Raw genomic sequence first — 13,273 nt, 5'->3', positions numbered from 1 at the left:
TGCCGAACCCCACGAAGCCGACCTGCTCGCCATGGCCCTTCAGGCCGACGAACTTGGTGTTGGCCGGGATCAGCGGATGGAGGGCGTCGAACTGCGTCGTCAGGATGGTCATCCCGAGATCGAAGTCGTCAATCACCAGCCCCATGGCTTCATCATTGATCGGGTCGAGCGCGTCGATCGCGCCGTCGCCGTTGGTATCTTCGCGGTACGGACCGTTGATGCCCACGAAGGCCTGCACGTTGTTGGCGCCGAACTCGATGGCGTTGGCGCGCACGCCGGTAAAGCTGGTGCCCAGCGGACCCTTGACCGTCAGGTTGGTCTCGGTGCCCATGCGGAAGGCGAAGTCGCCCGAAAAGTGGACGAACTCCGACACCGACAGCAGCACGTCATGCACTTCGGCCTGCACGAACGCGCCCGGACCGAAGTCGAGCGCCGTGGTCGTGCCACCGGTGGTGATCTGCAGGCCACCCGGCATGCTGGTCGCGAAGTCGACCGATGCATGCAGGGTCGGCGCGCCCTTCCAGCCGGCGCTCCAGTTCATCTGCACGTCGATGGTGCCGCTGGACAGTTCGAAGATGTCGGCGCCGCCGGCCACCAGGAATTCGGAAGCCGATCCCTTCATGGCCATGAACTTGGGCAGCACCTTGGCGAGCGAGCCGGTCGGCGTCATGATCGCCAGGGCCAGGTCGATGTCGCTGATCGCCAGGCCGAACACGCCGTCCTGGTCGCGGATCGGGGTGCTGGAATTGAAGTCAGGCGTGCCGTAGCCGACGAACACGTCGACATCGTTCATGCCGATGGTCATCAGCTCGAGTTCGACGTCATCCATCCGCGTGCCGTCCGACGACAGCTTGCCCGTGGCGGCCAGCTGCGCCAGCGTCGGCGCCATTTCCAGGTTGCCGATCGACAGGCCGGTGTCGATATCGAATTTTTCGCGGCGGCCCTTCTCGAAGCTGAAGGCGCCCTGGATGTGGACAAACTTTTCGATGGAAATCGTGGCGCGAGCCACGTCCACACCGATGTAGCTGGCGGTGTACGCCAGCGTGACCGGATCATTGCCGGTGGCGACCGACAGGCCGCCGGCGCCGAAGGTGGAGACGAAGTCCACATACGGACGGACCGTGGTGCCGGCCCAGACCGTGCCCTGGTTGGCTTGCACCTTGGCGCCCAGTGCCTCCAGCGTCAGGAAGTCCAGGCCGGTAAAGGCGATCTGGTCAGCGGTGGCCGACAGGGCCCACATGCGGCCGATCTTGTTGGTCGGATCGGTAAACATCGCCAGACCCAGGTCGAGGTTTTCGACCACCAGGCCGACGGCGTCGGGGTTGCGTTCGGCGTCGATCACGCCATCGTTGTTGGCGTCAACGAAATACGGGCCTGCGCCCACGAACAGCTTCACGTCGGACAGGCCGAGCGTGATCATGCTCATCGAATAGTCGTTGATCGTGGCGTAGGTGCCTGGCAGTTTGTTGAACTTGCTCAGTGCACTGACGGCAGCCAGGTCCGTATTGCCAAAACCGGTCTTGATGTCGACCGCGACACTGGTGCCCTTGGCGATCGAGAAACCGCCTTCGACATAGAAGAAGTCGCCGATGCTGATCAGCGCGCGGCCAACTTCCACGCCAAACGTGGAATGCTCGTAGTTGAGCGAAATCGGCGTGCCGCCCGTGGCCACCTGCAGGCCGTCGGCGCCGAAGCTCGACACGAAGTCGACGGTCGGGGCCACGGTCAGGCCACGCCATTGCGAGCCCTTGTTCAGTTGCAGTTCCAGGTCCTGCACCTGGAGCTTCATGAAGCCCCAGTCCAGGTCCAGCGGCGCGGGCCAGTAGGCCTTCATCGCGTACATCAACGGAATGACGCCGTTGGTGTCGATGGTCTTGCTGGCGCGCATCGTGGCAAACGCGACGTCGATATCGCGGATCGCGAACAGCGGCGACGACGGATCGCCCACCGTGATCGTGACGTTGCTGGCGCCGATGGTGAGCGTGTCGACCTTCAGGTCATTGAAGTGCGCGTTGTCGTTGCTCAGGATGCCGAGCGTCTTGAAGCGGGCCAGGTCAGTCGCCAGTGCGGCGGCGCCCAGCGGCAGGGTGCTGCCCAGGCCCGTGTCCACATCGACCTGCATCGTGCTGCGTTCGAAGGCAAAGCTGCCTTCGATCTGGAAGAAGTCGCCCACGTTAAGCAGCGCATGTTCCAGGCTGACCGCGATCTTGGAGCGGTCGTAGTCCAGCAGGATGCTGCCGCCGTTGCCAGTCGGAACCGCATAGCCGCCCGCGAAGCTGCTGGCAAAGTCGACAAAGGGCGAACCGTTGGCGGCCAGGCCGCCCCAGCTGCTGCCCTGGTTGACGTCGATGGTCAGGCCATTGACGTCGAATTTGAAGATGCCGCCAAGGTCGATGTCGACGGGGTGCGCCCACTTGACCTGCAAGGCGAAGAATTTCGGGATGATGGACAGCGGATCGGCGGCCAGCGTCGAATCGAACATGACCAGACCCAGGTCGATGTCTTCGAGCAGCACACCGAACGCATCGGCGTTCTTGACTTCGCCCACGTCGCGGATGCCGTTGCCGTTGGCATCGACAAAGTACGGGCCCAGCCCGGCAAAGATTTCCACGTCGGTGGCGCTCAGCACCAGGGCCGAGACGGCCAGGTCGTCAATGCGGCTGTTGTCGGCGCTGACTCCGTCCACGCGCGCCAGGCCCGTGCGCACCGAAGCCGGCAGCAAGGCGTCGTTGCTGGACAGGCCGGTCACGACATCGACCAGGACATTGGCGGTCTGTTCGAAGTAGAAGCCGCCGCTGACGTATACGTAATCGGAAATGGCGAGCGTCGCGCGCCCGATCTTGACGGCGGTGGTCTGGCCACGCGCGCCGTCGATATCGAAGATCACCTTTTCGCCGTTCGTGCCGACGGTGACTTCGAGGTTGGAAGCGGCAAAGTCGACGACCGGCTGACCGGCCACGCCGGCGCGGTTCATCACGACATCGATATCGGTCGCAGCCATCGTGATGGCGCTGATCCCGACGAATTCGACGCCCGCGGCATCGGCCTTGACCGACGTCCACTTCTGCGTCGCGTCAGCCTGGCTCGTCATCAGGGCGATCGCAAAATTGGCGCCACTCAATTCCAGGCCAAGGGCGTCAGCCGTGCCGCCGTTCAGGCCGGCGAAGGCATGCACGTTGCTGGCGCCCAGCGTCAGCAGGTCCACGGCCACCGGGTTGGCGGCCTCGTTCACGTTGGGGGTCGAGGCCAGATCGGCCAGGGTCACATTGGCGGTGCGTGTCTGGATGGCGAAGTCGCCTTCCACGCTCACAAAACCGTACAGATCGACCACCACATGGGCGGCGGCCTGCAGCTGCTTGCCCGACGTGCCCAGCATGTCCAGCTGGAGGGTGTCGGTAATGCCGGTCGCGATTTCCAGGTCGGTCGCGCCCGCGGCGTAATCGACCACCGCGCCATTGAGCACGCTGGTCTGGTTGATCGACACCGAGATGTCGGACGCGCGCATGACCAGGTCACCGGCTCCCACGATCGCGGCGCTGCCGGCCGTGGCTTGCAGGCTGGTCCAGTTGCGCGCGGCGGCCGGGCTGTTCAGCGGAAGCTGCTCGCTCATCAGCGCCAGGCCGAATTCGACGTCGCCCAGTGCCACGCCCATGCGGTTGGCGGTGCCGCCGTTCAGGCCGGCAAAGGCGTCCACGTGGCTCGCGCCGATCGTCAGCAGGTCGACGTTGACCGTGCTCTTGTCCGACAGCGTGACTGTCCTGGTGCTGGATTCGATGGCGAATTCACCCGCCACCTGGAAGAAGCCATACACGTCCAGGTCCAGGTTGCCGGTGGCCTGGATCAGTTCGCCCTTAGCGCCGTTGGCGGCCAGCGCGATTTCCGAGGTCGGGCCGGTCACGACGTTCAGAGACGTGGCGCCTGCCGAGTAATCGACGACCGTGTCGCCAATCTTGCCTGCCTGGTTCACCACCACCGACAAGGTGTCGGCGCTGACGGTCAGGTCACTGCCCAGGCCGACGAAACGCACATCGCCTGCAGTGGCCTGCAGCGTGGTCCAGCTGCGGCCCGTGGGCGTTGCGGTGGCCGACTTCTGGGTCATCAGGGCCAGACCGAAATCCACGTCGGTCAGTTGCAGGCCGATCGCGCCGGCCGTGCCGCCATTGAGGCCGGCGAAGGCCGACACGTCATTGGCGCCAATCGTCAACATGTTGACGTCGACAACCGTCTTGTCGGCCAGCGTGACTGCCGAGCTGCTCTTTTCGATCGCGAAGTTGCCGTCGACCTGGAAGAAGCCGTAGACGTCCATCGTCAGGTGGCCGGCCGCCTGGATCATCTCGCCCTTGGCGCCGTCCAGGGTCATAGCCAGCGTGTCTGCCGTTCCGGTCGTCACGACCAGGTTGGTCTTGCCGGCCGAATAATCGACCACGGCATCGTTCAGCGTGCTTGCCTGGTTGACCGACACCGTCAGGGTATCGGCGGTCAGTTCCAGTTCACCCAGGCCCACCACGGTGACGCTGCTTGCCGCCGCCTGCAGCGACGTCCAGCTGCGCGCGGGCGTCGTGCTGCCCGTGGCCATCTTCTGGCTCATCATGGCCAGGCCGAATTCCACGCCGGTCAGTTGCAGACCCATGGCGTCAGTCTTGCCGGCGTTCAGGCCGGCAAAGGCGCTGACGTTGCTCGCGCCGATGGTGAGCAGGTTGACGTCGACGGTGGTGCTGTCCGACAGGGTGACCGTCTTGCTGCTCTTCTCGATCGCGAAGCCGCCATCGACCTTAAAGAAGCCGAAGACGTCCAGGTGCAGGTTGCCTGCGGCCTGGATCAGTTCGCCCTTGGCGCCGTTCATGGACAGGGCCAGGGTGTTGGACGGACCGGTCGTGACGACCAGGTCGGTCTTGCCGACGGAATAGTCGACGACAGCGTCGTTCAGTTTGCTGGCCTGGTTGATCGACACGTCGAGCGAGTCGGCGGCGATTGTCAGATCATCGACGCCGATGAAGCTTGCGCTGTCTGCGTGGGCTTGCAGTGATGTCCAGGTGCGGGCAGGTGTGGTGCTGCCGGTGGCCATCTTCTGGCTCATCATCGCCAGGCCGAACTCCACACCGGTCAGATTCACGCCCAGGGCGCTGGTGGTGCCGCCGTTCAGGCCGGCGAAGGCGCTGACGTTGCTCGCGCCGATGGTCAGCAGGTTGACGTCGACGGTGGTGCTGTCCGACAGCGTGACGGTCTTGCTGCTCTTCTCGATGGCGAAGCCGCCATCGACCTTGAAGAAGCCGAAGACGTCCAGGTGCAGGTTGCCCGACGCCTGGATCAATTCACCCTTGATGCCGTCGATGCTGAGCGCCAGCGTATCGGTAACGGCAGGACCGGTCGCGATGACCAGTTGGGTCTTGCCTGCCGCATAGTCGACCACGGCGTCATTCAGCTTGCTGGCCTGGTTGACCGAGACGGTCAGCGTGTCGGCCGACAGGCTCAGGTCGCCCGTACCCACGGCCGTCACGCCCGCGGCGGAGGCTTCGAGGGTGGTCCAGGTACGTGCGGGGGTGGTGCTGCCGACGGCCATTTTCTGGCTCATCAAGGCCAGGCCGAATTCGACGCCCGTCAGGTTCAGGCCGATCGCGTCGGTCGTGCCGCCGTTCAGGCCGGCAAAGGCCGAGACGTTGCTTGCGCCGATGGTGAGCAGGTTGACGTCGACGGTGGTGCTGTCCGACAGCGTGACCGTCTTGCTGCTCTTCTCGATGGCGAAACCGCCATCGACTTTGAAGAAACCAAACACGTCGAGGTGCAGGTTGCCGGCGGCCTGGATCAGTTCGCCCTTTGCGCCGTTCATGGACAGGGCCAGGGTGTTGGACGGACCGGTCGTGACGACGAGGTCGGTCTTGCCGACGGAATAGTCGACGACAGCGTCGTTCAGTTTGCTGGCCTGGTTAATCGTGACGTCGAGCGAATCAGCGGAGATCGTCAGATCATCAACGCCGATAAACGCTGCGCTGTCTGCGTGGGCTTGCAGTGATGTCCAGGTGCGGGCGGGAGTCGTGCTGCCAGTGGCCATCTTTTGGCTCATCAGAGCCAAGCCGAATTCAACGCCAGTCAGGTTCACGCCCAAGGCGCTGGTCGTGCCGCCGTTCAGGCCAGCAAAGGCCGAGACATTGCTTGCACCAATCGTGAGCAGGTTGACTTCAACGGAGCTGTTGTCGCTCAACGTGACAGTCTTGCTGCTCTTCTCAATGGCAAACCCGCCATCGACTTTGAAGAATCCAAATACGTCGAGGTGCAGGTTGCCTGCGGCTTGGATCAGTTCACCCTTTGCGCCGTCCATCGACAGAGCGAGGGTGTCGGTCTGGGCCGGACCTGTTGCGATAGACAGGGTGGTCTTGCCGACTGAATAATCAACGACCGCGTCGTTCAGTTTGCTGGCTTGGTTGATCGTGACGTCAAGCGAGTCGGCGGAGATCGTCAGATCATCAACGCCGATAAAGCTTGCGCTGTCTGCGTGGGCTTGCAGCGAAGTCCAAGTGCGGGCGGGCGTCGTCGAGCCGGTGGCCATCTTCTGGCTCATCAGAGCCAGGCCAAATTCCACACCGGTCAGGTTCACGCCAAGAGCGTTGGTCGTGCCGCCGTTAAGGCCAGCAAAGGCCGAGACGTTGCTCGCGCCGATGGTCAGCAGATTGACTTCAACGGAGCTGTTGTCGCTCAACGTGACCGTCTTGCTGCTCTTCTCGATGGCGAAGCCGCCATCGACCTTGAAGAAACCAAACACGTCGAGGTGCAGGTTGCCTGCGGCTTGGATCAGTTCGCCCTTTGCGCCTTCCATCGACAGTGCGAGGGTGTCGGTCTGGGCCGGACCTGTTGCGATAGCCAGCGTGGTCTTGCCGACTGAATAATCAACGACCGCGTCGTTCAGTTTGCTGGCTTGGTTGATCGTGACGTCAAGCGAGTCAGCGGAGATCGTCAGATCATCGACGCCGATGAAGCTTGCGCTGTCTGCATGCGCTTGCAGCGAGGTCCAATTGCGGGCAGGTGTCGTCGAGCCGGTGGCCATCTTCTGGCTCATCAGAGCCAGGCCAAATTCAACGCCGGTCAGGTTCACGCCCAAGGCGCTGGGAGTGCCGCCGTTCAGGCCGGCGAAGGCGCTGACATTGCTGGCGCCGATGGTGAGCAGGTTGACTTCAACGGAGCTGGCATCGCTCAAAGTGACAGTCTTCGTGCTCTTCTCGATGGCAAACCCGCCATCGACTTTAAAGAATCCAAATACATCCAGGTGCAGGTTGCCTGCAGCTTGAATCAACTCACCCTTTGCGCCTTCCATCGAAAGCGCGAGGGTGTCGGTCTGGGCCGGACCGGTTGCGATGGCCAGCGTGGTCTTGCCGACTGAATAATCAACGACCGCGTCGTTCAACTTCGAAGCCTGGTTGATCGTGACGTCGAGCGAATCAGCGGAGATCGTCAGATCATCAACACCAATAAACGCTGCGCTGTCTGCATGCGCTTGCAGCGAGGTCCAGGTTCGAGCAGGCGTGGTGCTGCCGGCGGCCATCTTTTGGCTCATCAGAGCCAGGCCGAATTCAACGCCAGTCAGGTTCACGCCCAGGGCGCTGGTGGTGCCGCCGTTCAGACCAGCGAAGGCCGAGACGTTGCTTGCACCAATCGTGAGCAGGTTGACTTCGACGGAGCTGTTGTCGCTCAACGCGACAGTCTTCGTGCTCTTCTCGATGGCAAACCCGCCATCGACTTTAAAGAATCCAAATACATCCAGGTGCAGGTTGCCTGCAGCTTGAATCAACTCACCCTTTGCGCCTTCCATCGAAAGCGCGAGGGTGTCGGTCTGGGCCGGACCGGTTGCGATGGCCAGCGTGGTCTTGCCGACCGAGTAGTCGACAACGGCGTCGTTGACTTTCGAAGCCTGGTTGATCGTGACGTCGAGCGAATCAGCGGAGATCGTCAGATCATCAACACCAATAAACGCCGCGCTGTCTGCATGCGCTTGCAGCGAGGTCCAGGTACGAGCAGGTGTCGTCGAGCCGGTGGCCATCTTCTGGCTCATCAAAGCCAGGCCGAATTCAACGCCAGTCAGGTTCACGCCCAAGGCGCTGGTGGTGCCGCCGTTCAGACCCGCAAAGGCCGAGACGTTGCTCGCGCCGATGGTCAGCAGGTTGACTTCAACGGAGCTGTTGTCGCTCAACGTGACCGTCTTGCTGCTCTTCTCGATGGCAAATCCACCATCGACCTTGAAGAAACCAAACACATCCAGGTGCAGGTTGCCTGCAGCTTGAATCAACTCGCCCTTGTTGCCTTCCATCGACAACGCCAGGGTGTCCGTCACGGCCGGACCGGTGGCGATCACCAGTTCGGTCTTGCCCGCGGCGTAATCCACCACCGCATCATTCAAGGTACCGGCCTGGTTGACCGACACGGTCAGCGTGTCGGCCGACAGGTTCAGATCGCCCGTGCCCACCGCGGTAACACCGGCCGCTGCCGCTTGCAGCGAGGTCCACGTGCGTGCGGGCGTCGTGCTGCCGACGGCCATTTTCTGGCTCATCAGGGCCAGGCCGAATTCGACGCCGGTCAGGTTCAAACCCATTGCGTCGCTGGTGCCGCCGTTCAGTCCGGCAAAGGCGGAGACGTTGCTGGCACCAATGGTGAGCAGGTTGACTTCAACGGAGCTGTTGTCGCTCAACGTGACCGTCTTGCTGCTCTTCTCGATGGCGAAACCGCCATCGACCTTGAAGAATCCAAACACATCCAGGTGCAGATTGCCTGCAGCTTGAATCAACTCGCCCTTGCTGCCTTCCATCGACAATGCAAGGGTATTCAACGGGCCGGTCGTGACAGTCAGGTCGGTCTTGCCAACCGAATAGTCGACAACGGCGTCGTTCAACTTCGAAGCCTGGTTAATCGTGACATCCAGCGAGTCGGCGGAGATCGTCAGATCATCAACACCAATAAACGCTGCGCTGTCTGCATGCGCCTGGAGCGAGGTCCACGTACGCGCAGGCGTCGTCGAGCCAGTGGCCATCTTCTGGCTCATCAGAGCCAAGCCGAATTCAACACCCGTCAGGTTCACGCCCAAGGCGCTGGTCGTACCACCGTTCAGGCCGGCGAAAGCGGAGACGTTGCTCGCACCAATGGTCAACAGGTTGACGTCAACGGTCGTGTTGTCGCTCAACGTGACCGTCTTGCTGCTCTTCTCGATGGCAAACCCGCCATCGACCTTGAAGAATCCAAACACATCCAGGTGCAGATTGCCTGCAGCTTGAATCAACTCACCCTTCACGCCTTCCATCGACAGCGCCAAGGTGTCGGTCACGGCAGGACCGGTCGCGATCGCCAGCGACGTCTTGCCCGCCGCGTAATCCACCACGGCATCATTCGCCGCACTCGCCTGGTTCACCGACACCGTCAGCGTATCGGCCGACAGACTCAGGTCACTCAAACCCACCGCCGTCACACCGGTCGCTGCCGCTTGCAGCGACGTCCACGTACGCGCAGGCGTCGTCGAACCTACCGCCATCTTCTGGCTCATCAACGCCAGACCGAACTCGACACCCGTCAGGTTCAGGCCCATGGCGCTGCTTGTGCCGCCGTTCAAACCAGCAAAGGCCGAGACGTTGCTCGCACCAATGGCAAGCAGGTTGACGTCAACGGTCGTGTTGTCCGACAGCGTGACCGTCTTGCTGCTCTTTTCAATGGCGAACGCGCCATCGACCTTGAAGAAGCCAAACACGTCCAGCTGCAGATTGCCGCTGGCCTGGATCAGTTCACCCTTGCCGCCGTCCAGCGACAGGTCCAGCGTCGAGCCCGTGCCGGTCACGACCGACAGCGCGGTCTTGCCCTGCGAATAGTCGATGACGTCGTCGTTGGCGGCGGAGGCCAGGTTGATTGCGACGTTCAGCGCGCCGGCGCTCAGGGTCAGGTCGGTGATGCCGGCAAACGTGGCGCCCTGGGCGGAGGCTTGCAGGGTGGTCCAGGTGCGGGCCGGGGTGGTGCTGCCGGTGGCCATCTGCTGGCTGGCCAGGGCCAGGCCGAACTCGACGCCGGTCAGGCTCAGGCCGACGGCGCTGGTGGTGCCGCCGTTCATGCCGGCAAAGGCGTTGACGTTGCTGGCGCCGAGGGTCAGCAGGTCGACCGTGACGTTGCTGGCGTCGGCCAGCGTGACGACTTGCGAACTTTTCTGGATGGCGAAGGCGCCATCGACATGGAAGAAGCCAAACACATCGACTTCCAGGGCGCCGCTGGCTTGCAGCAGCGCGCCTTTCGAACCGGCCATGTCGAAGGTGACGGCGCCGGGGCCGGTATCGATCGACAGGCCGTGCGCCAGGTAGTCGACGACCGCATCGCCGGTCTTGCCGGCCTGGTTGATCGCGACATCGAGACCGCTGGCGGCCAGGGTGATGCCGGTGATGCCGGCGAAGGTCACGCCTTGCGCCTTGGCTTGAAGGCTGGTCCAGGTGCGGCTGGCGTCGGCCTGGTCGGCCAGGATCGCCAGACCCAGATCGACGCCCGTCAGCGTGACACCGACGGCGCCGGTCTTGCCGCCGTTGATGCCCGCGAAAGCCGATGCCTGGGTGACGCCGAAGGTCAGCGCATCCACCGTCACGACCTCGGCGCTGCCGGCCAAGGTCACGGTATCGGTGCGTTTGTCGATGGCGAACGATCCGGTGGCCTGCACGAAGCCGAACAGGTCCAGGTTCAGCGTGCCTTCGGCATGCACCAGTTCGCCCGCGCTGCCTGCCATGTCCAGGTCAACGTGCGTCAAGGCGCCCGTGGCCACCTGGACCGGCGCGCGCGCCAGGTCGACGACCGTGTCACCCGCCTTGTTGGCGCGGTTGATGGTGACGCCCAGCTGGGTGCCGGTGGCGGTGACGTTGTCCACGCCGCTCAGGTTGACGGTGCCGGCGTTGGCTTGCAGGCTGGTCCAGCTGCGGGTGGCGTCGTTGCGCGCGCTCATGAGCGCCAGCGCGAATTCGACACCGGTCAATTGCAGGCCGAGCGCCGTGCCGGCCATGCCCGCCGTGGCGTCGATATTGCGTGCGCCCAGGGTCAGCAGGTCCACCGAAATGGCATTGGCCGATTCATCGGTGGGAGTGGCCAGGTTGTCGGCCAAAAAGACGGACCCCGCACTTTTGTGCAGGGCGAAGTCGCCGGTCGCGCTGAAGAAGCCTGCGACTTCCAGCAGGCCGCCGGTCACGCCGACTTCCTGCAGGCCGGCCGTCAGGCCATTGCCAAAGGTGTGGATCGCGCCCGCCACGTCCACGGTCTGGCCGCTGGCATCGTCCGCCGTGCTGTTCCAGCGCACGCTGGCCACGGTGCCGGCCAGTTCGACCTGGCCGCCCAGGCTGACGTTGATGCCGCCGCTGGCTTCCAGAAGGGTGCCGGCATGGATCCCGGTGTTCTGCACCACCAGGCCAACCGACGCGTTGCTGACGCCCACGTCGAAGCTGCCCGAGCGCAGCGCCACATAGGCGTTGGACGCGATGACTTCCATGGCGCCGGTCGTGGCGTCACGCCCGAACGCAAAGTTGCCGCTGACCACGAAGTTGTTCGCAACGGTGGCGTTCAGGCCGGTGATGTTGACCGTGGCGGACGACGACGCCGGCATGTCGCCGAACGTGTAGTCGAAGCTGCCGAAGGCCAGCACGGTGCCCGTGTACACGGTGGTGGACTGGTTGAACTTGAGCAGCGCGGATTGCGCCGTCACGTTGGCAAAGTCGCCACCCGTCAGATAGGCCGAGCCCTGGGCTTCCAGGGTAATCAGGCCGGTCGAGCCGACCACCAGGCCGAAGGAGCCGTCGCCGATACCGACCGACATGCCACCGGCGTCGAGGTTGGCGCTGACGTGCTGGCCCGCGGCGTACAGCAGCGTGCTCGAAGCCGAGATGCCGATGTCACCCGTGATCGTGATGTTGTCCATCACCACCAGGGTGGCCGAGCCGCTCAGGGCGACGTGATCGGTCGTGGACGCGGCATCGTCAAACGTGAACAGCGTCGCGCCACTGGAATTGGTCACGGACAGCGGATGCGCCGACAGGTCCAGCCCGCCGTCATTCGTGCTGCCATTGGCGCCATGGCCCATGCCCACGGCAAAGTCCAGCGTGAACTGCTGGGCGCTGAGCGTCATGCCCGGCATGCCGTTCAACGAGAAGCCGCTGGCCTGGCCGGTGGCCAGCACCCAGCCCAGGTCGCTGCCGTCGGTGGCGCTGATGAACAGCGCGCCGATGTCGGCGTCGCTGAACTTCAAGCCCGGGGCGCTGAGGTCGCTGGCGTTCAGGCCGAGGTAGCCGTTGCCATCCATCAGGCCCAGGCGCCAGACGTCATAGAAGCCCGTCACGCCATCGTGATCCAGCGCAACGTCGGCCGTGTAGCCCAGCGAAAAATCGCCGTTCAGGCTCAGCCCGTTGCCGAGCTCCACGCCGCCGGTGAACGAGATCGTCTGGTTGTTCTTGAAATAGTCGTAGTTCAGCCACTCGCCGATCCGGTCGTCCAGGCCGCCAGGCAGCGAAGTGCCCAGGGTGTCCACCATGAACGCGGTGGTGTCTTCCAGATGATGGGCAATCAGTTGCAGCGCGTTGTCGCTCTGCTTCAGTTCGAAGTACAGGCCTTCATCGGCGGCCAGCAGTCCGCTGCCACCGGCAAAGCTGCCGCTGATCGCGCCGAACGTCATGAACGTGAAGACCTCGCCATCGACCGGCTTGAAGCCGTCGATCAGCTTGACCGACAGCAGGCCGTCCAGCGTGGCCGTGTCCGTGACGTTGATCTGGTCGTAGTGGCCGGTGCCCGTGCCGGCGGTCTTGCCGCCCAGCTCGATTTCCAGCGTCGCGCCGGACGCCTGGAGATAGCTCTGGACGTTCTGGACGCCGGGCGAGTACCCCGGGCTGACCAGGCCGGTGTTGAGCAAGGACACGTTCAACGTGCCGCTGCCCTTCAGTTCGTCATTGGCCGCCACCGTCAGCGTGCTGTCGAAGTAGCCCTGGCGCGCGATCACGCCCAGGTCGAAGACGTTGTGGTCGACCGAAAAGGTAATGGGCGCCATCAGCTTTGGCTGCTCGACCAGCGCGTAGTGCGCCTCGGCCCGCGTCAGCAAAGGTTCGGGCGTGCCCGGATGATCGAAGTCATACGCAGCATGGATCTGCTGGTCATGATCCCGATCGTCGACGACGACAGCCTGCACAACGGCGCCGACCACCGGATCCGCCGACAGCAGCACACGGGGCTCGAGAGCCTCCACACGCCATGCGTCGCGAACCAGATTGGCAACCTTTTTGTTCTGCGCTCTCAT

At 63.5% G+C, this 13,273-nt stretch carries 1 protein-coding gene (cut by a window edge); it reads right to left on the bottom strand.

The window, feature by feature from the left end; all coding sequences use genetic code 11:
* Positions 1-13,273, bottom strand: the start of a protein-coding gene (locus HD883_RS25400) for an LEPR-XLL domain-containing protein (RefSeq protein ID WP_179590425.1). 44,960 nt of this gene lie to the left of the window's left edge; the window shows 13,273 of its 58,233 coding nt (coding positions 1-13,273); the start codon lies at positions 13,271-13,273; the stop codon falls past the left edge of the window.

The organism is Pigmentiphaga litoralis (assembly GCF_013408655.1).
In the GTDB taxonomy this organism is placed as follows: Bacteria; Pseudomonadota; Gammaproteobacteria; order Burkholderiales; family Burkholderiaceae_B; genus Pigmentiphaga; species Pigmentiphaga litoralis_A.
This window is presented reverse-complemented; position numbering and strand designations above follow the sequence as displayed.